At 36.2% G+C, this 20,673-nt stretch carries 19 protein-coding genes; 15 read left to right on the plus strand and 4 right to left on the minus strand.

Going from position 1 to position 20,673, the window contains the following annotated elements:
- Positions 1 to 56 precede the first annotated feature (56 nt).
- Both AKG39_RS19370 and AKG39_RS10325 read left to right on the plus strand, forming a co-directional pair.
- Positions 57 to 260, plus strand: a complete 204-nt coding sequence (locus tag AKG39_RS19370; protein WP_083439504.1) for a hypothetical protein — start codon at positions 57 to 59, stop codon at positions 258 to 260.
- 31 nt (positions 261 to 291) lie between these two features.
- Positions 292 to 570 (plus strand): DUF5320 domain-containing protein, encoded by a 279-nt coding sequence (locus tag AKG39_RS10325; RefSeq protein ID WP_050740319.1) that lies wholly within the window; start codon positions 292 to 294, stop codon positions 568 to 570.
- Positions 571 to 669: 99 nt separating this feature from the next.
- Here the strand turns inward: AKG39_RS10325 and AKG39_RS10330 are convergent, their stop codons facing one another.
- Complete coding sequence (locus AKG39_RS10330; RefSeq protein ID WP_050740320.1) at positions 670 to 1,443, minus strand: hypothetical protein; 774 nt, start codon at positions 1,441 to 1,443, stop codon at positions 670 to 672.
- A 272-nt stretch (positions 1,444 to 1,715) separates the two neighbouring features.
- Between AKG39_RS10330 and AKG39_RS10335 the strand changes: the two genes are divergently transcribed.
- Complete coding sequence (locus tag AKG39_RS10335; protein WP_050740321.1) at positions 1,716 to 2,711, plus strand: helix-turn-helix transcriptional regulator; 996 nt, start codon at positions 1,716 to 1,718, stop codon at positions 2,709 to 2,711.
- 276 nt (positions 2,712 to 2,987) lie between these two features.
- On the opposite strand, the gene AKG39_RS10340 is transcribed toward AKG39_RS10335, so the two are convergent.
- The gene (locus AKG39_RS10340) at positions 2,988 to 3,281 is read right to left on the minus strand and encodes a hypothetical protein (RefSeq protein WP_050740322.1); all 294 of its coding nucleotides are present in this window, start codon (positions 3,279 to 3,281) and stop codon (positions 2,988 to 2,990) included.
- 184 nt (positions 3,282 to 3,465) lie between these two features.
- On the opposite strand from AKG39_RS10340, the gene AKG39_RS20495 reads away from it, so the two are divergent.
- Positions 3,466 to 3,987: a hypothetical protein gene (locus AKG39_RS20495; RefSeq protein WP_242852592.1), complete on the plus strand. Its 522-nt coding sequence runs from the start codon at positions 3,466 to 3,468 to the stop codon at positions 3,985 to 3,987.
- Positions 3,988 to 4,098: 111 nt separating this feature from the next.
- Here AKG39_RS20495 and AKG39_RS10350 read toward each other — a convergent pair whose 3' ends face one another.
- Together AKG39_RS10350 and AKG39_RS20050 are read right to left on the minus strand one after the other, a co-directional pair.
- Entirely contained in the window at positions 4,099 to 4,680 is a 582-nt protein-coding gene (locus tag AKG39_RS10350) for a hypothetical protein (protein ID WP_050740323.1), read from the minus strand.
- The gene (locus AKG39_RS20050; protein WP_160316169.1) at positions 4,634 to 4,777 is read right to left on the minus strand and encodes a hypothetical protein; all 144 of its coding nucleotides are present in this window, start codon (positions 4,775 to 4,777) and stop codon (positions 4,634 to 4,636) included. Before AKG39_RS20050 ends, AKG39_RS10350 begins: the two co-directional genes overlap by 47 nt.
- A 240-nt stretch (positions 4,778 to 5,017) precedes the next feature.
- On the opposite strand from AKG39_RS20050, the gene AKG39_RS10355 reads away from it, so the two are divergent.
- The 11 genes from AKG39_RS10355 to AKG39_RS10405 all read left to right on the plus strand — a co-directional run bounded on the left by AKG39_RS10355 (position 5,018) and on the right by AKG39_RS10405 (position 20,420).
- Positions 5,018 to 5,209: a hypothetical protein gene (locus tag AKG39_RS10355; protein ID WP_050740324.1), complete on the plus strand. Its 192-nt coding sequence runs from the start codon at positions 5,018 to 5,020 to the stop codon at positions 5,207 to 5,209.
- Between the two features lie 42 nt (positions 5,210 to 5,251).
- A complete protein-coding gene (locus tag AKG39_RS10360; protein WP_050740325.1) occupies positions 5,252 to 6,346 on the plus strand; it encodes a plasmid pRiA4b ORF-3 family protein in 1,095 nt (364 codons plus the stop codon).
- A 593-nt stretch (positions 6,347 to 6,939) separates the two neighbouring features.
- The gene (locus tag AKG39_RS10365) at positions 6,940 to 8,661 is read left to right on the plus strand and encodes a phosphoadenosine phosphosulfate reductase domain-containing protein (protein ID WP_341408171.1); all 1,722 of its coding nucleotides are present in this window, start codon (positions 6,940 to 6,942) and stop codon (positions 8,659 to 8,661) included.
- A 25-nt stretch (positions 8,662 to 8,686) separates the two neighbouring features.
- On the plus strand, positions 8,687 to 9,565 hold the full coding sequence (locus AKG39_RS10370) for a DUF4007 family protein (RefSeq protein ID WP_050740327.1): 879 nt from the start codon (positions 8,687 to 8,689) through the stop codon (positions 9,563 to 9,565).
- A gap of 26 nt (positions 9,566 to 9,591) precedes the next feature.
- A complete protein-coding gene (locus tag AKG39_RS10375; RefSeq protein ID WP_050740328.1) occupies positions 9,592 to 13,233 on the plus strand; it encodes a hypothetical protein in 3,642 nt (1,213 codons plus the stop codon).
- An 11-nt stretch (positions 13,234 to 13,244) separates the two neighbouring features.
- Positions 13,245 to 14,411, plus strand: a complete 1,167-nt coding sequence (locus tag AKG39_RS10380) for an aminotransferase class V-fold PLP-dependent enzyme (RefSeq protein ID WP_050740329.1) — start codon at positions 13,245 to 13,247, stop codon at positions 14,409 to 14,411.
- Positions 14,412 to 14,438: 27 nt separating this feature from the next.
- Positions 14,439 to 16,637: a DEAD/DEAH box helicase family protein gene (locus AKG39_RS10385; protein WP_050740330.1), complete on the plus strand. Its 2,199-nt coding sequence runs from the start codon at positions 14,439 to 14,441 to the stop codon at positions 16,635 to 16,637.
- Positions 16,630 to 16,809 (plus strand): hypothetical protein, encoded by a 180-nt coding sequence (locus AKG39_RS10390; protein ID WP_050740331.1) that lies wholly within the window; start codon positions 16,630 to 16,632, stop codon positions 16,807 to 16,809. Before AKG39_RS10385 ends, AKG39_RS10390 begins: the two co-directional genes overlap by 8 nt.
- Positions 16,800 to 18,791 (plus strand): AAA family ATPase, encoded by a 1,992-nt coding sequence (locus AKG39_RS10395; RefSeq protein ID WP_050740332.1) that lies wholly within the window; start codon positions 16,800 to 16,802, stop codon positions 18,789 to 18,791. The genes AKG39_RS10390 and AKG39_RS10395 overlap by 10 nt, the downstream gene beginning before the upstream one ends.
- 5 nt (positions 18,792 to 18,796) lie before the next feature.
- Positions 18,797 to 19,318 carry a hypothetical protein gene (locus AKG39_RS10400; protein WP_050740333.1) on the plus strand — a complete coding sequence of 174 codons (522 nt, stop codon included), beginning with the start codon at positions 18,797 to 18,799 and terminating at the stop codon, positions 19,316 to 19,318.
- A gap of 4 nt (positions 19,319 to 19,322) precedes the next feature.
- Complete coding sequence (locus tag AKG39_RS10405) at positions 19,323 to 20,420, plus strand: sigma-70 family RNA polymerase sigma factor (RefSeq protein WP_160316170.1); 1,098 nt, start codon at positions 19,323 to 19,325, stop codon at positions 20,418 to 20,420.
- The last annotated feature ends 253 nt before the right edge of the window (positions 20,421 to 20,673 follow it).

Consider the following 20,673-nt stretch of genomic DNA (forward strand, 5'->3'; position numbering starts at 1 on the left):
CTCACGGCAGTTTCGCAATTATCTAGCAGCTAAAATAATAAAAAGGAAGATAAAAAATGCCAGGAAGAGATGGAACAGGACCAATGGGTAATGGACCAGTTGGCGGCCGAGGCGGTCAGCGAGGACCTGGTGGATATGTTGCAGCATCCACCGGATATTGTATTTGCCCTAATTGCGGGGAAAAAGTAAAGCACGCCGCGGGATTGCCATGTACAGCAGTTACATGCCCCAAGTGCCAAACGATGATGATACGCGAATAGAAATATTAAAATAATAAGAAGGAGATAAAAAATGCCAGGAAGAGATGGAACAGGACCAATGGGTAATGGATCAGTAGGCGGCCGAGGCGGTATGAAAACCGGCCGCGGTCAAGGATGCCAGAACGGCGCCGGAAGAAATAATCGCTTTGCCAACAATCGTATGGGAGCTCCCTACTGTTGGAAATGGGACAATACCAGTCAGGACAACGTATCCGTTTTGAAAAATCAAGCGGAATACTACGAAAAACAACTGGAGTCAATCAATCAGCAGTTGTCTGCCATGGAAACTGAAACGAAAACAGCAGAATAGCAGAAAAATGCCAATAAAAAAAGGAGAAACCATGAGGGGTTTCTCCTTTTTTTATGTTTGCGAAACTGAGCATACAGCTACAAGGTACTTTCGCAATGCTTATTTGTGGTTATGGCCACACTTAGGATTGTTAGCAAGCAAGATCTTTGTTTTTTTCAGAACAAAATTGCTGTAGGCCTCGCTGATACGGTCATAATTTTCAAAAATGTCGGCATTATTAATGTTGGCATCAAGCAATATCAATAAGTCATGGACCGGATGGTGGTTTAGGTAGTCCGGCAGGCTCAGTTCAAAATTCACATAGGCACTGATAGCCAGACGCTGGCCATAAAAGGCTGCCAGTGATTCCATATTTGCTGTGACATCATGACTTAGTGCTTCTTCATAATTAGGTACCATCCCGCATAGATAGGAAAAGATGGCTGCCTTATTTTCGATACTCGTCAGGTTGTAGTAGAGGCTGAAACCGCGAAAACAGGCCCGGACCTGGGAAAGAAATTCAAAGCAATCTGAATCCGGGAATGAATCCGCTCGCATATTTTTAATGGCATATTTCTCCTGACAGGCCGCAAAATCGATCACCCGGGTGTATTCATAGGGGATGGTCTGGGCATAGGCATTGGTGTCATTAAAAAGGTCTTCATGCAGCAGTAAATAGAAATGACTGTCCTGGTCATCCGGTAGCACCAACAGCTGATGGAGAGCTTCGAGTTCCGACCGGGATGCCTCCACAGCCGCTTGTTCATCTTTTGAATGACACAATTTAAGCCTTTCGGAATAAATTGTGTTATTGACAATAACTTCCAACGGATATTCTTTTTCGACCGGATAAATGTACTTGTATGATTCAATTGTATTTTTAATAATTGACAATGTTAATTCCTCCTTTTTTACGGATAAAGTTAAGACCATTTGATCAAATAAGTATAACCTTTAAGTGTTGTGGTGTAAATGGCAAAAAAACGCACACTGATTCATCATCCCATAGGGGCGGGTATTATCCGCCCGCAGACGTAGAGTATTTCAATCAATGTTGGCCGAATAAAATACGAATCGGAATCATTAGTAAACGTCTCCAAAAAAGATGCAATAAATGGGAAAAATATGATATCATTAAATAAAATGCGATAAAGGGCAGGTACGGCATGGCTGATATTAAACTAAAGCTCCTCCGGGTTCTGGAGATCATCAAAATAACTGATAAAAACAATCCCTTGACCACCCTTATGATTTCAGAAAAACTCCGGCTCTTCGGTCTGGAAGCCGAGCGCAAAGCCATCAACCGGGATATTAACATTCTGATTGAAGCCGGCTATGACATCCGCTTATGCACCGATAACAAACGTGGTTACTATCTGGCCTCCCGGGAGTTTGAGAACTGGGAGCTGAAAGTTCTGATGGATGCTATTGTCAGTGCAAAATTCCTGACCACAGAGGATACCAGTCAGCTCAAAGATAAACTCATCGCCCAGTCAAGCACCGAAGGGGGACAGCTTCTGTCTCAGGTAACCCCGGTGAACAGCCACATCAAATCCGCGAATCCGCTCATCAAAGCCATGATCGGCCAATTGCTGGAAGGAATCAGGCGCCGGAAAAAGGTCCGCTTCCAGTACCAGTTCACCAATCGGAACATGGAAAAAGAACTGCGCAAAGACGGCTATTACTATGTGGTGAACCCCTATGCCTTGACCTGGAAAGATGAACACTACTACCTGATCTGCAATCTCGATAAGTATGATAACCTGGCTTACTATCGCCTGGACCGGATGACAAATATGGACATCACCGGGGATCCCATCAAAGAGGCAAAAACCATTCTCGGGGACAACCCCGGTCATCGCATCGACGAATATGTGTCCACCGCCATATACTGCCACACCGGTGACAAGATCAACCTCCGGCTGCTGTGCCGGTACGGCCTGGAGGATGAAATCATCGATTATTTCGGCACCGGTATTTATCACCAAACCCTCCCGGAAGGCTTTGAATGCCATGTCCGGGTGATGCACAGCAAGGGCCTCATTTACTGGCTCATGCAGCACGGAAAACAGGTTAAGGTACTGTCACCGGACGCTGTAAAGCATGAACTGGTGGACAGCTTAAAAGCAACCCTAACCCAGTATGAGGATTGCAATAGTTGATAGTTTATATCGTCTTACTACCCGCCCCCTGCGGTATTAAACTCACATTTGTTTAATACCAATATTATTTTTCGGTTCGTACAAGGGGCGATTATCAATCTCCCGCAAACGTAATGGTAAAAGCAACCCCCAAGGGTTAGGATACTAACCCGTTCATGTCATACTGAAACAAACGCCTGCGGGCGGGTACTACCCTCTACGAGCCCATATTCACAAAGAACCAAAAAAGCAACGGCCTCAAAGCCGTTGCTTTTTTAATGCCGAAAAACAGCACAATTAAATACTTTTGAATTTGATCTCTTTCATCTGCTGCTCAAAATAAAAATCTCCGGCTGAAGAAACCATTGCTGACCAGGTGGCGAATTTAGTGTTCTTTTGAACCAGGTCATCAAGGGCAGCCACCGGAATGGATAGAAACTCAGGCGGGGTTTTGGCGGAGAAGCCGGCGGAATTTAAAAAGGTTTCAAGATTGGGATAACAGGTGTATTTTTTGAAAAAAGCGACGTTTAAATAGCTTTGGATGACATCAACATCATCCGATTTTGTAGTGCTTTTTTCGTTAACAGACATAACAGGCACCTCCAAGGATATTTCAGCATGATCATGCCGATGGTTCAATTATTGCAAATATTTTGCGATGAAGCAAGAAGAAATATAAATAGAAAATCAAATAAATTTGTACCTGTCCCAAATTTGGGAAAGGCCAAGGCGTATGATAAAGGTACTTAAAATTTTGAAAAATGAAGGAGAAAAAATGAAAACTGCAAAATTAGTGATGGGTATTATTTCGATGGTTCTGTCGGTATTTGTGCTGTTGCAATCCTGCGCCGCCGGGCTGGTGAACTACCTTGAAGCAAATGGGGAAGTCAGCGGAAGCGCGGGATTGATGGTGGCGGCGTTTTTTATCATCGCCGGTATTGTCGGGGTGGCCACCCGCAATTCCGTCCGGAAAGGCGGGGGATTAACTGCCGCCGGATTTTACCTGGCCGCGGCTCTGTTCGGAAGCATGCTGGCCGGAAGTTACACCGATCTTTATCTCTGGGCGTTCCTGGCCTGGGCCTTTGGCGCCGCCTACATCGTCGATGCCTTTTACGATGCCGATACGGCTGAAGCCGTGAAATGGTGGCAGAAATTTTGGTTCATTACCCTGGTGCTGATCGTCTTTCCACCCGCCGGCATTGCCCTGCTGTGGATCAGCAGAAATTTTGCGCTGGCTCCGGTTCGTGGGGGCGATTATCAATCGCCCGCAACGTTGCGGTATGTTGCATACCCATGATCATCGCCGCAACGTTGCGGTTTTATGAAACCCATGGTCATCATATCAACGATACCTTGATCAAAAACTGAGCTAACGACAACTGACTTACAAAAAATAAACGCAGTTCAGCTAATTGTGTTCTGAAAATATTTCTCTTGTCTCCTGGGGTACGCAATTGAAGGGGCATGCAAAATTCATGCATTTTTTACACATATAGCGATACATATAAGATACGCCAATAATAATAAATAGCATCAGCAGCGATAATAAAATAAATTGTTGAGAAATGGCCATTAAGACAACCGGATATAAAAAGATGAACAATATGCCCGAAAAAAATATAATTTTTTCGGGTATATTCATCGGACCAGGGCGGTATTTCCAAATTTTAGGCGATCCATAATTCGCCCAGCATTTCAGGGTTTTGGACTCGGGTTCAGCATAGTGGGGACAGTGGGAACACAACACTCTGATTTCAATAAAGCCAAAAAACAGAAGAGTGAAGATAATCCAGGGTAGTATAAACAGGTAGTTGAACCGAAAAATACCGATGCCGGCAATAAGCAAACAGGGAAAGGCAATCATCAGAAAACGCATCAGCAGTTTACCATTGAAATGACAATGGATTAACGTCTTTGCATTGCAATCGTCACATGAATGCTCCTTACAGGTACTTAACGGTTTGTCGGGATTCAGAAACATTTTCATCATTTAGTCCTCTCCTTAAAAAATCATTCAGGCCGTTCTTCTTGGTCCCGATATCAAGCACATCGGCGGTGATGGCATCGGTAACGGGACTATTAAGCAATAGTCTATCATTTCTGTGCCTCAAGTTAAAGGGTGTAACCAGTTATTTTTGATACCGTAGGTTTGCCTAAAATCTCCCGTTCAAATAAAAACATCCAACCCAAACCCCCATCAATCTCACCAAAAGTGAGATATTTTAATGAAAATGGCGATTTGCATTGCGCCAGTCTCCAAAAAGTTGTAAAATTCCCTTAGAAGCCAAAACAGTCATGTGAAAGTTATTAGATACAAGGGGATCGACATGGACAAAAATCCGCACAAGGGCCACGGCCAACGGGTTAAAAACCGGGTTATCAAAGAGGGCATCGACAGCTTCGAGGATCATCAGATCCTCGAACTGCTGCTGTTTTACTGCATTCCCATGAAGGACACCAACGAACTGGCTCACGCGTTGATCCAAGCGTTCGGTTCCCTGGCCGGATCAATGGTTTAGAATTGATTGATCCCCGAAAATTAAAATACGTGAGGTAACAACATGCAAATATGCTGCACCAAAATCCTGCTGGAAAAACTCCACATCCCCCCGTTCGAGGCCACTGAAGAAAATGACCTGTTCTGCTGGAGTGCCAATCTGCTGAAAATCAAGCGTAAAAAAGCGGTAGTGGTTGTCAATGACAGCAATCGCTTCGGCTTTGTTCTGTATGGCCTGAAAGCCAGGGATTTCAAGAGCTTGCAGGGACTGATCGAAGCGGGGATCCGGCGCTGTTTAAAGCGTGAAGGCATCCGGGCAGACATCATCGAGGCTTATTTTGGGCAGTCCGGGGCCTGGGCCGTGAACACAACCCGAGGCCGGGTTTTTACGGCCAGGCTCAGCAAAGCCTGTGAACGGGCCGGGTACTATGACGACCGCCTGGATACCGATGCTTTGTATCAGATCGCGTTGTCGCAAACCATGAACAGCGAGTTAATCACCGGGCGCAAAGACGGCGAATATGGCTATCCCTATGAATTTCTGATTCAGGATTTCAAGGATCGATATGGCGAAAAAATCATTGCCACCGAAGCCCTGGATCTGCTGATCAGGCTGGATCTCCGGGGATCCAGCGTAACCAGGCGCTTATTGGTGCCGGTGGATATCACCTTTCACGAACTCCATGAAATCATTCAGATCGTTTTTGACTGGCAGGGCAGCCATTTGCACGGGTTTAATCTGTTTGATCAAAAAGACCGGTGCATTGTCAATGTCGTCAGCGCCTTTGAAGATAAGTTCGAAACAAGACAGGACTGCCCAGTGGTACAGGACAAGGATATCCGCATTGAGACCTATATTAAGGACGCAAATAAGATCATCTACACCTATGACTACGGCGATGAATGGAACCATGACATCATCGTCCATGGTATCGTGTCGGACTACGATAAAAATTATCCGACCTGCATCATGGCCGAGGGTAACCGTCCCCCTGAAGATGTGGGTGGAATCTCGGGATTTGAAGAATATCTGGACATCATGAGCAACCCCGAGCACCCGAAACATGAAATGATGAAAAGCTGGACATTAAGAAAACGGGATAAGGATTTCGACATTGATGACGCCAACCACCGGCTGCGGTATGTGCTGGGACGATAAGGCTGATTGAAATGTATCTCGTTACTACTATGCCGGAATCAGCACTTACTAAACCACCATGGTCGGCGAGATTATTATTCCCATATATAGTATCTTAGTAGGCTTTTAATTTAACTGTTAGCCGCCCTTACGATTGCGAGGGCGGTTTTTAAATTCCAAGAAAAGATTAATCGAGTGAAATTTTAGCAAAAGATAGAACTAAATGCTATAAGTGATTTAACGCAAAAAATACTTTCAGATATTAGAATATTATCAATTAAACATTACTGTTTTAATCGCGGCTCATTTCATGGATTACCATTATTTTTGTATCAATGTACTTAATTTCAATTTTTTCCATTTAATTGTTTTAGATAGTTAGATTTTGGAACTTTATTGGCTTCATAATTCAATTAAGTTGAAATAATTGGACAATAGATTTTAAATACATTGCCAGTTTGTTTAAAAAGGTTTAGAATTAGAAGTGTGTGTAAAAATTTAAACACATTCAATTAAAGACAAGCAATTAATGAAGGAAAGATAGTCTAAAGAAAGTGGTTTTAGGGGATACTTAAAAAGTCATCCGGACCAATTTAATAAATGGCAAAATAGAGGTGAATGGTTTGTGGTGTAAAATTTGTAATAGTGAAACACCAAAAGAGAAATGTGAAATTTGTGGGGCTAAAACAGAAGCTGATATGCCAGTTGAAGTTTACTGGTGTGATAACTGCATAACCCCCATTATCAGAGAAGTAAATTCAATAGACAAAGAAGTTTGTCCCCATTGTGGTGGAGAAGCAAGACATTTAGGTGCCGATCTAAGACCAGTCTTTCCAGAGGAAAGATTACTCGTTGAAATACTTTTTGGAAAGCCCCTTGAATATATTAATAAGTCAGTTTGGGTTTCTAATAATCGTTACTTTATAGATGGTAAATTAAAAGCATTACCATTAAAAACATTTGAAAAAGCTGATGCGGATAAAATTGCACAACAGTTGCTTAAATATAAACAAAAAAACTCTTATGAACATTTCAACAAATCGATTAAGACATTTGTAAAAGCAAATAAGAATCGGTTAGATTATCTGCAAAGCGAAGCTTTTTCATTTATAAATAGTGCGGTGGAAAAATACCCGCCAGAAAACATAGTTATTTCTTTTTCTGGCGGAAAAGATTCCACAGTCACTGCTGATTTAGTAGTTCGCGCATTAAGTAACCCAAGTATTGTTCATATTTTTGGAGATACAACCCTTGAATTCCCTTTAACAATGGAATATGCAAAGCGTTTTAGAACTGAAAATCCAATGAGTATTTTTAAAACCGCAAAGAATAAGGAGCAGGATTTTTATAAAGTATGTGAAGATATTGGGCCTCCGGCGAGGATGATGCGCTGGTGTTGTTACATGTTTAAAACCGGACCAATAACACGAGTGTTGAATAATATGTACAACAATGTGAATATTCTAACTTTTTACGGCATCCGTAAATCTGAATCTGTATCAAGAAGTAAGTATAAACGTATTGAAGATGACGCTGAAACAATAAAGATACAACGGCAAACAGTAGCATCTCCAATTTTTTTCTGGAAAGATATTGATATTTGGTTATATTTGCTGGGTGAAGACCTTGATTTCAACGATGCTTATCGATTAGGTTATGATCGGGTAGGATGCTGGTGCTGTCCGAACAATAGCACTCGAGCGCAGTTTTTATCAAAAATATATATGCCGGAACAGTCAAAAAAATGGCGGCAATTCTTAGTCGAATTTTCTAAGAGTATTGGGAAATTAGATGCCGAAGTATATGTGGACACCGGTAAATGGAGAGCCAGACAAGGTGGGAATGGTGTTGTAGCCGCCGAGGATGTGAAAATTCATTTTACCAATTGTACAACAGAAAACAATGCAAAAGTTTATCGTCTTAACAAGCCAGTGACGGATGAGCTAATCGATATGTTTATACCATTTGGCAATCAACACAGTGAATTAGGTCGCAAACTTATCAATGAAAAGATTATTGTCGATGCAAAGACGAATATACCCATTATTTCCATACAACCATTTGAACAGGATGGCTATGAAAATGCGGTTAAAATAAAAACAATGAATGTAAAAAAACATGATGTGCTACAACGAATGATTGGTTATCAAATCAAAAAATATAATGCTTGCAGAAAATGTTTGAAATGCGAATCATTGTGTAAATATGGTGCCATTTCAATCAGTGGTGAGCGCTATACAATAGATGAAAAGAAGTGTAAAAAGTGTAAAATGTGTGTTACCGCCAAATACCTTGAAGGTGGTTGTATGATGGAAAAATTCCTGAAGACAAAATAGCACAATGAGAAGCAGGAGTTAAGAAATGAAATTTAAAGGACATGAAACGTTTTATATTCGAAAAGGCTGGCTATATAAAGGACTTAAAAATGTCAAAGATCAGCCAACAGTATTTATAAACAAAGTCGAAAACCCAATGGATGTATTGGGAATCGGTTCTAACATGGTAAAATCGTTAAGGTACTGGTTACAGGCGGTGGGTCTTACCAAGGAAGCAAAAGCTCGTATAAGAGAACAGTCATTTACATCATTAGCAGAAATCATTTGGGAGAATGACCGTTATTTAGAAGAAATAGGGACATTGTGGTTATTGCATTATTCTTTGGCAACCAATAAAGATAACGCTACTGCCTGGTATTATTTTTTTAATGAGTTTAAGCTGTCTGAATTTCAGAAAGAAGACTTCGCACAAATGCTGGATAATTTTGTAAAAATAGAATATGACAGCGTTGTTGCAAAAACTTCGCTTGAGGATGATTTTACTTGCATAATTAATACCTATGTTTCTAGACATAAAGTTAATCCAGACAAAGTTTTGCCAGAGAGCAACATTGATTGCCCTTTTGGTGAATTAGGTTTAATAGATTTGGTTGACAAAAAAGAAAGAATATACCGTAAGGCACAGCCCCGAAAAAATATGTTGCATCCACTCATAGTATACGCCATTATTCTCGACCAGTCAGATGGGAAAAAACAAATTAGAATTACTGATTTATTAATCGAGAAATGCAACGTTGGTAAGGTGCTGAATTTAGATGTTGTATCGTTGACTGCTTATCTGTATCAAATTGCACAAATGGGTCATATTAAGGTAAATCGCACTGCGGGACTTGATGTGATTAATATACTAACAGATTTAGATTATTTAAACTGTGTCAAGGCTTACTATGACGCACTTATATAAATGTTGGAAGTTAGAAGGAGAAAAGTATGACATTGACTAAATACGTAGAAATTGAAGAGGGATTTTTATCAGCTGTCAATATCGCTTATGATTTGTACAATGACAAAAAAATTCAAAGTTTTATTCCAACATTTGGCTCTATAGATATTCTAGAAGAACAATTGCTAAGTACCCATGAAAATTCAGTGGATCGCGCTCGTATTTTAATTGGTGCTTATGGAAAAGGGAAATCCCATATTATTTTAGTTTTGTTAGCAATATTATACCGAAAAGATCCTGCGCTTTTTAGTACATTGCTTGAAGAAATAAATAAACATAAACCAGAATTGCACCAATACATTTTGGAATATCTTCACGGCGATAAACGCTTGCTGCCCATTGTAATACAGGGTAGTAATGCAAGTTTAACTCAGTCTTTTTTAAGTGCTATTCAAAAGGCAATGGAAGGTGAAGAACTAAGCGACTTAATGCCTGAGACTCATTTTCAGGCAGCCCTGAATGCAATAGCACGTTGGGAAATGGAATACCCAGATACTTATAATCAATTCTTAGAAGAATTGAATGTTCCCATTGATGAGTTCATGATGGATTTAGGCGATTTTAATGTTTCAGCTTATGAAAAATTTGAAATTCTTTATCCAACGCTCACTTCGGGAAGTCAGTTCAATCCTTTTTTAGGATTTGACGTTGTCGAACTCTATAGTCAGGTTGTAGATGCACTTTGTAAAAGAGGGTATGCTGGTATCTTTGTTGTCTATGATGAATTTAGTAAATATTTGGAATCAAGTATTACAAAAGCCTCGATTTCTGACATTAAAATGCTTCAAGATTTTGCAGAAAGATGTAATCGCAGCAAAGAAAAGCAAATGCATTTGCTTTTAATTTCGCATAAAGACATAGTAAATTATATTGATAAGCTTCCTAAGCAAAAGGTTGATGGTTGGAAAGGCGTTTCAGAACGTTTTAAACATGTTGAACAAATAAATAATTTCTCGCAAATTTATGAAATTATTGCCGCAGTCATCAAGAAAAAAGATGCTTTTTACAACGTGTTTTTCACTGAAAACAAAAACCGTTTTATGGAATTGAAAAACACATTTATAGATGGCGAGCTATTTTCAGAATTAGAACCTGAAGATATAGAGCCAATGATTGTTGGTTGCTACCCACTCCATCCCGTGACTACATTTATACTGCCAAGATTATCTGAATTGGTGGCCCAGAATGAGCGTACTTTGTTTACTTTTCTTTCAGCAAATCACAAGAACACACTCATTGAGTTTCTTCGGGAAAGGTCTGAAAAATTTCCACTATTAAAACCAGACAAACTTTATGATTACTTTGAACCGCTGTTTAAAAAAGAACCCTATACAAGTGAAATAAGAAATATCTACAATATCGCTTCAGCAATCTTGACGCAGATTGATTTAGATACCCTAGAAGCTAAAATCATCAAGACAATCGCTATAATCGACATAATAAAACAACCAGTAAAACTGCCACCGGTTGCAGAAATAATAATTAAAATTTATGGAAATTCTGTAGAAGAGGCTCCTAAGGTTGCGGCAGCACTTGAAGATCTTCAAAACAAAAAATTTGTAGTTTATGTCAGCCGAAAGACCACCCATTTAAAACTCAAGAATCCTATTGGTAGTGACATAAGAAAAAAAATAATAGATTTAGCAGAAAAGAATAAGTCTTTTTATGATGTCAAAGCAATTTTAGCGGAATTATCTACAGATCTATATTTATATCCCACAAGTTACAACGATGATATGGAAATCATACGTTATTTCGATTTTTCATTTATTAGTGGCCGGGAATTTTTAGAAGTCGATGATTGGTCAAAAAAAATACAACATATAAAAGCAGACGGAATCGTTTACGGGATTTTACCTGAAAATACAGAACAGATACACATTTTAGAAAAAGAGTTGAGAAATAAAATAAATATTAACGACCGTATTCTTTTTATTCTACCAAACCAATATACGGAAATATCCGATATAGCCTATGAATATAAAGCAGTTAAAATGATAAAAGAAGCTTCCATAGAAGACACCGTTTTAATAGCTGAATGCAATCTTTATGAGGATGATTTATTAGAGGTAATGGAATCTTATATTTTATCTTTTACTAAACCAGAAATGCGAAAAGCTGTTTATTATTATCAGGGTGAAAAGAAACTCTTTAACCGGAAAGCCCAGCTTTCTAAGTGTTTATCAGATATTTGCAATAAGATTTTTTTTAGAACACCGGTGATAAAAAATGAGAGTTTGAATAAAAATGAACTGCCATCAGTTGCTATTCGAAGTCGTAACCGTGTTGTGCATGGTTTGTTGGCAACAAAACTTGAACCTATGTTGGGATTAACCGGAACAAGCCAGGAAGTTTCATTTATGCGAAGTTCGTTAATCGTTACAGGATTATTGCAAAATCATATGTCGATGCCATATTTACAGCTATTTGGTCTAGCAGATGATGCATTGCAAAATGTGCTTAACCAAATAGAAAAGTTCTTTATGGATTCAGGGAATCCTCAAGGAAAAAGCTTTGAAGAATTATATGACACTCTTACTAAACCAGAGTATCATATCGGGCTAAAACGTGGCGTTATACCGCTCTATATTGCTAGCATGTTACATCAATATAAAGAACATCTCGCTATTATGTATAAGGATAGCGAAATTGAGATTACACCCGATTTGCTAAATAGCATCAATGAAAATCCTTATGAATATACTGCTTACTTAGAATCTTGGAGTCCTGAAAAAACTGAATATATTAATAAGCTAGAATTGCTTTACTATGATTTTATTGTTGAACGCGAAAAAGAGTTCAATTCATTTTCTTATATAATTCGGGCCATGCAACGTTGGTTTATATCTTTGCCTAAATATACAAGAGATTTAAAAGAGGTATATCAGGGGAGTAATGAATTCAATAAAATAAATAAAGAAAATAAAAAGTTTATGAATAGCTTAATGCAGCCAAGTATTAATGCACGAGAATATTTATTTGAAAAACTGTTTAGAATTTACGATTATTCGGAATTTACTACTGACATCATACAAAGGATTGCAGATACAAAAGATGCATATGATAGTGCAAAAGACCAGTTGATCACAACTATCCAAGCTGATTTAATTAAAGTTTTTAACACCGAAGCAAATACGCCTTCAGAAACTTCGTTGGTTTCAATCATAAAAGATTGGGTTGACACACTCAACAAAGAAACAACGAATCATGTTTTCAATGGCAGTAATGGAAAAATATTCCAGTTAATAAATAGTATTACCAATGACCATATATTATTTACAAAGGGTATAGCAAAAGCAGCTACCGGCTTGAGAATTGATGATTGGAATGAAGGAGTCATCAAAAATTTTATAACTGCAATGCAAGAATTTAAAAAATTAGTAGAACAATACGATCAAAATTTAATCGAGGAACAAGCTCATGGTCAAGATGGAAATAACGATTATATGTTGACTATTCGCAATGCCAATGGTGAAAAACTAATGAAAAACTTTACTCGTATTGAATATAGCCCTAGAGGAAAGTTATTAAAGAATGATATTAACTCTGCTTTGGAAGAAATGGGACAATCTATCAGTGATGAAGAAAAGCGACAAGTATTGTTGGAAATTTTAGAAAATATGTTTTGATAGGAGTGAATATGGCATCAAAAAAAAAGATAGCCTATTTTGATAATGCAGCTACTACCTTTCCCAAGCCAGAAATAGTTTATCAATTCATGGACGAATTCTATCGGCAATACGGTGTTAATGTTGGAAGGGGACAGCATAGCCTTGCTAATGAAGCAAGGCTACGGGTAGATGATACCAGAAAAAGAATTCTGAGATTGTTGCATTGTACACCGGATAGTAAGGTTGTTTTTACATCTTCGGCCACCGAAAGTATGAACGTTATCTTACAGGGTTTGCCCTGGGAAAATGGAATGAATGTTTACGTTTCACCTTTTGAGCATAATGCGGTAATGCGAGTGTTAAACCATATTGGTAAAAAATATAATATTAATTTACAGGTTCTGCATGTTGAGGAGAAAACATTGTTTTATGATCTGGAAAGTATTAAGTATCAGTTTCATGATCAAACGCCACATGTTGTGATTGTCAGCCATGCCAGCAATGTTTGCGGAGCGGTCGCACCCATAAAAGAAATATTTGATCTAGCAAAAACATATAATGCAGTGACTGTGGTCGATATGGCCCAAACAGCAGGCTTAATTAAAACTGATTTAAGTGTTGTAAAAGCCGATTTTGCTGTATTTGCAGGTCATAAAACACTTTATGGACCATTAGGCATAGGTGGTTTTATATTTAAAAATGATGTTAAAATCAATCCTTTGTTATACGGCGGGACTGGTGTAGATTCAGCTAATCCGGATTTACCGGAAGAAATACCAGAACGTTTTGAAGTTGGTAGCCCTAACATCTTGGCTATTTCAGGTTTGAATGCTGCCGTTAAATGGATTGAAAACACAACCATTGAAGAGATCTATAAAAGAGAACAAGAAAACAAGAAAAAATTGATCAGTTTGATAAAGAATTATGACAATATCAAAATGCTTCTACCTGAAAAGGAAGAAAGTATCGGTGTTATATCTTGTGTATTTGACGATTATGCAAGTGATAGTATTGGAAAAGTTTTAGACGAACAGGGAGTCGCTGTGAGAACAGGGTTACATTGTTCACCATCCGCTCATCGCTTTATGAAAACCTTTCCAGCTGGGACGGTAAGATTTAGTGTCAGCTATTTTACTGGTGAGGAAGATTTTGAGATATTAGCTGGAGCACTGGATTATATCCAGAATAATAGTTAAATTTATGATTATCAATTGAGGTAAATAATGAGTTTACAAGACGTAACAATTAAAACAGAATATCGATCATTACTGGACAATGTAGTAAAAGAATTCTATAATCCCTTACTAAAGGAAGCTATATCATATCAAAGAGCCGTTGGTTATTTTTCATCATCAGCACTGGTTGAAATAACAAAAGGTATATTAGGTCTTGTGAAAAATGGTGGGAAAATACAGATTGTAGCTTCACCATATTTATCCGAAAAAGATATAGCTGCCATACGTAGTGGATACGAATTGAGAGAACAATTAATCCGAGAAGCTATTGTACGTGAAATGAAAGTTGTACAAAGTGACTATGAAAAGAAAAGTCTAAATCTTTTATCAAATCTTATATCAGACGGAATATTGGACATAAAGATAGCATTCACTGAGAATGAGAATAACTTGGGAATGTATCATGAAAAAATGGGCATAATTTCAGATAATAATGACAATAAAGTTGCCTTTTCAGGTTCTATGAACGAATCTTCAACTGCTATGTACCTAAATTATGAAACTATCGATGTGTTTTGCTCTTGGAATAGCACGGGGGATTGTGACCGTATCATACAAAAAGAAACTGCATTCAATTCTATCTGGAACAATTGTGAGCCTAATATTCATATTATTGAATTTCCAAATTTAAAGCAAGAAATTATCGATAGATATAAACGAACTGCAATAAATTATGAGAAGGATGTTTTAGAATACCAGGATTTTAACTCTGTTCAAGAAACAGAAGGACCATATAATATGATGCCGGCTATACCGGAGAATATAAAACTGCATGATTATCAAATTGAAGCTATTGACACATGGGAAAAAAATAATTACAGAGGAATATTTGATATGGCTACAGGTACTGGTAAGACATATACCGGATTGGGAGCTATAGTAAGGTTATCAAAAATTCTTTCAAATGAACTTGGCGTAATAATTGTTTGTCCTTTCCAACATTTAGTTGAGCAATGGGTCGAAGATATTCTTCAATTTAATATTAAACCTATTGTTGGCTACAGTGCATCAATACAAAAGGACTGGAAAAAAAGATTGGAAAGTGCGGTACGAGACCAAAAGTTAAAAACAACAAATGGCGAGTTTTTTTGTTTTGTTTGTACCAATGCAACATTTTCATCCGAATTTGTTCAAAATCAAATAAATAAATTAAAAAGCAATGCAATTTTGTTGGTGGATGAAGCGCATAATTTTGGTGCAGCTTATCTTAGTAAATCACTTATTGAAAAATTTAATTATAGACTTGCATTATCGGCAACATTAGATAGGCACAATGATGAAGAAGGAACAGAAAAGCTGTATTCATATTTTGGCAAAAAAGCAATTGAATATACTTTAGAAAGGGCAATTAATGAAAAAAAGCTTACTAGATATAAATATCATCCAATCATTGTCACATTGAACGAATTTGAATTAGAAAAATATGCAGATTTGACTAAAGAGCTTGGTAAGTGTTTGATGAAAGGTAAAAACGGAAAACTGAAATTAAATGAAAAAGGAAAAATTATTGCATTAGCACGTGCAAGAATAGTAGCAGGTGCAAAAGATAAAATAGCTAAATTAGAAGAGTGTATTTTACCCTATCGCAATGATAGACATATTTTAATATATTGCGGTTCTGCAAAAATATTAACTGAAGATCAAGATATTACTCCAACGGATATTGACGATTTAAGGCAAATTGATGCGGTTACTGATTTGCTAGGAAATAAGTTGAATATGAAAGTTTCGCAGTTTACATCAAAAGAAAATATTGAAGAGCGTAAAATATTAAAAAAAGAGTTCTCTAATGGAGAAAATCTTCAGGCATTAATTGCAATAAAATGTCTTGATGAGGGTGTAAATATTCCAAAGATAAAGGTTGCATTTATTCTAGCAAGTACTACTAATCCAAAAGAGTACATTCAAAGAAGGGGTCGCGTATTAAGGTTAGCTGAAGGGAAAGAGTATGCAGAAATTTATGATTTTATTACACTACCAAGGCCACTTTCAGAAGTTAATTCTTTAACTGAGTTACAAATGCAAAAGGAAATAAGATTAGTGAAAAATGAATTATCACGTGCCGAAGAGTTTGCAAGTATATCCATGAATATGTGTGAAGCCAATTCAGTTTTAGAAGAAATTAAAGAGGCTTATTATATTGATGAAAATCAAATAAATTTTGAGGAGGATTTTAATTATGAATGATTGTAAAATTACAGAATTTAATGGCATTGAGATTGACACTGAAAAAGTACAAAAGATATTAAAAAAACTAATAATAAAAGAAAAAACAAATATTAAAACAAAGCAGCATAATGATGGAGAAATGGTAAAGTATATAAAGAAAATGATTGAGGAGGAAGTTGAATGTTATTAAGGACATTAAAGTTAAAGGACTTCCGTCAATTCAAGGGTGAGCAGGGTCCCATAATTTTTGCTACAAATCCAGAAAAAAATGTAACCATTATTATGGGAGAAAACGGATCTGGAAAAACAACTTTTGCACAATCCTTTACCTGGTGTTTATACGGAGATACCGATTTTGAAGATAAATCAATGTTATGTAAAGTAACTGCACAATCTATGGCACCTAATTCCGAAGAAAAAGTCAGAGTAGAGTTAGGGATTAACCATAATGATACCGAATACACAATAACACGTGATCAACTATATAAAAAGGATGGAAACGGTAAATTAAAAGCAATGAACTCTGTTTTTTCAATATCATATAAAAGTAAAGATGGACAAAGAGAATTTATTAATGACTTAGAAACTGACAACAGAATGAAAGAGATATTACCAAAAGAATTATCCAGATATTTCTTTTTTGATGGTGAACGCATCGGAAACATGAGTAAAGAACTAAGAAAAGGAAAAAGTCAAGAATTTGCAAAAGCAGTTAAGGGTCTGCTTGGGTTAAATGCTTTTACAGCTGCGTTACAACATTTAAAAGGACATGGAACAAAAACCTCTGTAATCCGTAGTTACGAAAATGACTATCATTATGACAGTGATAATAGGATGTCAAATTATGCAAATGAAATTATTTTATATGATAATAAAATTCAAATAATTGAAGATCGACTTACAATAATTGAAAAAGAAGAAAGTCTTGCAAAAGAAAAATGTGAAGATCTTAATAAAAGAATTGAAGAAAATAAAGATAGTGAGATATTAGCTAGACAGAAAATAAAATTCAAAGACGAATTGAAAAAATCAGAATATACTCAAAATGCAAACAAAGTGGCAATGTTAAAAAAGTTCAACAATTATGGTGGGGTTTATTTTTCTAGAAAACTTATGAAAGATTCTTTAATACTTTTATCAAAAGAGAAAATAATTGATAAAGGAATCCCTGATATTCATGAGCGCACTATTGAGTTTTTAATTAACCGTGGTACTTGTATATGTGGAAATAAAATTGAAGAGGGAAATGAGGCTTATAAAGAGTTAATAAAGAACTTGGAATATATACCTCCACAATCAATAGGAACATTAATAAGTCAATTTATTAGAGAGTGTGAATTAAAATCCCACTCTGAAGATTTATTTAGTGAAGCTGGTGATAAATTTAAAATTATCCGTGATTGTGAAGTTTCAGATATGAAAGCGATCAAAAATATTGAATTAATTGAAGAAAAATTAAAAGATCTTGAAAGTATTGGTAATCTTCAAAAAGATTTAATGAAGTATGAAAAGTATTCGAGAGGACTTAACGAAGAGCGTAATGAATTAAACCAGAAAATTGGCGGTTATAAAACTTCAAGAGAACGAAGTATTTCGGAAAGAAGTGAATTAGCATTAAAAGACGAAACAAATAAAAAAATAGAAATTTATAAGGCCTATGCTCAATATATGCACGATGAGCTATATTCTATTTACAAAGAAAAAGAAACTGAAATTAGAAAAGAACTGGAAATAAATGTTAATGAAATATTTAAAAACATTTATAACGGAGGGTTTTCACTTTTAATTGATGAAAAGTATAACATTCAAATAATAGCAAATGAATATGAAGGTTATAACGAAGATATCGAAACTTCAACCGCACAAAGCATTTCAGTGATTTTTGCATTTATTGCTGGAGTTATTAAAATGGCAAGAAAAAGTAAAGAGCTTAAAAATGAATTGTTAGTTTCAGAGCCATATCCTTTGGTTATGGATGCTCCACTGTCGGCTTTTGATAAAACGAGAATTAAAACCATTTGCAATACGTTACCCAATGTTGCAGAACAAGTAATTATATTTATAAAAGATACTGATGGCGAAATAGCAGAAAAAAACATGGGTGATAAAGTTGAAAGACGTTATTTATTCAATAAAAAAAGTGTATTTGAAACATACTTAGTTGAGAGGTGAAATTAATGTTTGATAAAGAGTACTCATTTAAAGGAATCCATGCAGAGAAAGTTTCTATGCTTACCGCAGAATTTGATAAAAACAAAAATAAACTTTTTGATAGAAATTTTGATGTTTACATGATGGCGCCCATAATTGGCTTTTTATATCAACGGAAAGCAGATCTAAGCAAAGGAAAAGAAACAAAAATCTGGGCAGATATTTTAATAAAAAACCAGAGAGATTTAAAATTTAATTACAGCCTGATAATGCTTCTTGATGAAAAAAATGAACCTGTTTTTCAAGAAAGGGTAAATAAAGCATTTCGTAATTTTGGAAGTGAAAAGGCTAAAAATGATGAACTACTATTCGAACAATATGTCCGCGGTGGAGTTGATTTATTATATGAAAAATTAATTGAAAATGCAAATAACTCTGAACACTTTTTGATAAATCTTTATGATTTTTTGGAAGAATTCGACGAACGGTATAACCAAAAAATCACACAAGAAAGTATTGATGAATTATGTCGGTTAGCAAGAAATTAAAATGATGAGTAGTATATCAACACATCAGAAAATAATTGATAAATTATATATCATTTATGAAAAGCAAGGTTATGTTAGCGAGGACTATATATTTGATGAGGTTGTTAAGTATGATTTACCTTTGGAAGAAGTGGATCATGTTGTCGATAAGCTTCTATCCATTGGCGTAGTAATTCGTGATGAAACTGAGGATGAATTATATGATGAGAAAGATGTACAAGATCGAAGTAAAATAGATTACGAAGAATTATTCCGTGATGTTGTGTCAATTGATCAGAGTATACAACCATTTATTAACAAATTACGCGAAATAAAGCCACCACAGAATAGAGAATGTCAAAATTTAATGCCTCAAGCGAAGAATAATAATCAATTTGCAAAGGAACGTATTATAGAAATGTATTTGAAGATAGTTGTAAGAATTGCTTATTGGTACCATCAAAAATATGACTTTCCTTTAGCTGAGACAATACAAGATGGTTGCATAGGTTTAGTTATCGCCTTAGACAAATATGAAATTGGTAAACAAGAAAAATTTTCTATATATGCACCCTGGTGGATAAGACAAAATATTTTAAGAAGAGCCTCAATAAAAAATCCGTTAGTTTATGCTCCTGTTTATATAAAAGATAAATTATTTAGCATTTATAACATAATAGAGGATTTTTGTCTCGAAGATTATGAATGCAAAAACAACAACTCGGATTTAACAATTGCTGTGTCTAAAAAACTAGAATTCAGTCAAGCACAAGCAGAAGAATATCTGGGAAATCTAAATTTGTTCTTGAGTCTTGACCAATTAATGGAAGAGAATGAAACAGTTTTTAATGATTGTTTTATGGCTGAAGAACATATGATTTTTGAACTTAACAAAAAAGAATTCCATAGTACAGTTACGGAAATTTTCAAAACATTTAGTCCTCGCGAGGTAAGAGTTATTCTGTTAAGATTTGGATTTATAGACAGAAAAGAATGGACTTTAGAAGAAATAGGTAATGAGTTCGGAGTAACGCGTGAAAGGATTCGACAGATTGAAGCTAAGGCAATTAGAAAAATTAAACACCCGAGTAGAATTCGAATTTTACAACCATTTTTAGAATGAAAATATAAAATTCACTAAAAGAAGGTAAAAAAATTTGCAACGAAAGTTGATTTACATGAAATATTCTAATAGAGAAAAGTTTATTATAGATAATGCTAATCATTTACATAGAGATGTGTTAAATATAGTAAAAGAGGGGATTTTTTATGGTAGCAAAAGAAAAATCATTAAAAGAAGTATTTGGTGGAGCACCACAGAAATTAATAGTAAAATTTTCAGAGATTGGAGCTTTAGTGCCTGAGAAGCCTCCGAA

The organism is Acetobacterium bakii, from assembly GCF_001263355.1.
GTDB classification, from domain to species: domain Bacteria; phylum Bacillota; class Clostridia; order Eubacteriales; family Eubacteriaceae; genus Acetobacterium; species Acetobacterium bakii.

What these genes read in the sequence shown, in the direction of transcription:
- AKG39_RS10340 (WP_050740322.1), bottom strand. Translation starts at nt 3,281, where the DNA reads ATGTCTGTTAACGAAAAAAGCACTACAAAATCGGATGATGTTGATGTC.
- AKG39_RS10375 (WP_050740328.1), top strand. Translation starts at nt 9,592, where the DNA reads ATGACATTGACTAAATACGTAGAAATTGAAGAGGGATTTTTATCAGCT.
- AKG39_RS19370 (WP_083439504.1), top strand. Translation starts at nt 57, where the DNA reads ATGCCAGGAAGAGATGGAACAGGACCAATGGGTAATGGACCAGTTGGC.
- AKG39_RS10325 (WP_050740319.1), top strand. Translation starts at nt 292, where the DNA reads ATGCCAGGAAGAGATGGAACAGGACCAATGGGTAATGGATCAGTAGGC.
- AKG39_RS10355 (WP_050740324.1), top strand. Translation starts at nt 5,018, where the DNA reads ATGGACAAAAATCCGCACAAGGGCCACGGCCAACGGGTTAAAAACCGG.
- AKG39_RS10380 (WP_050740329.1), top strand. Translation starts at nt 13,245, where the DNA reads ATGGCATCAAAAAAAAAGATAGCCTATTTTGATAATGCAGCTACTACC.
- AKG39_RS10335 (WP_050740321.1), top strand. Translation starts at nt 1,716, where the DNA reads ATGGCTGATATTAAACTAAAGCTCCTCCGGGTTCTGGAGATCATCAAA.
- AKG39_RS10395 (WP_050740332.1), top strand. Translation starts at nt 16,800, where the DNA reads ATGTTATTAAGGACATTAAAGTTAAAGGACTTCCGTCAATTCAAGGGT.
- AKG39_RS10370 (WP_050740327.1), top strand. Translation starts at nt 8,687, where the DNA reads ATGAAATTTAAAGGACATGAAACGTTTTATATTCGAAAAGGCTGGCTA.
- AKG39_RS10400 (WP_050740333.1), top strand. Translation starts at nt 18,797, where the DNA reads ATGTTTGATAAAGAGTACTCATTTAAAGGAATCCATGCAGAGAAAGTT.
- AKG39_RS10385 (WP_050740330.1), top strand. Translation starts at nt 14,439, where the DNA reads ATGAGTTTACAAGACGTAACAATTAAAACAGAATATCGATCATTACTG.
- AKG39_RS10405 (WP_160316170.1), top strand. Translation starts at nt 19,323, where the DNA reads ATGAGTAGTATATCAACACATCAGAAAATAATTGATAAATTATATATC.
- AKG39_RS10390 (WP_050740331.1), top strand. Translation starts at nt 16,630, where the DNA reads ATGAATGATTGTAAAATTACAGAATTTAATGGCATTGAGATTGACACT.
- AKG39_RS20495 (WP_242852592.1), top strand. Translation starts at nt 3,466, where the DNA reads ATGAAAACTGCAAAATTAGTGATGGGTATTATTTCGATGGTTCTGTCG.
- AKG39_RS10350 (WP_050740323.1), bottom strand. Translation starts at nt 4,680, where the DNA reads ATGATGAAAATGTTTCTGAATCCCGACAAACCGTTAAGTACCTGTAAG.
- AKG39_RS10360 (WP_050740325.1), top strand. Translation starts at nt 5,252, where the DNA reads ATGCAAATATGCTGCACCAAAATCCTGCTGGAAAAACTCCACATCCCC.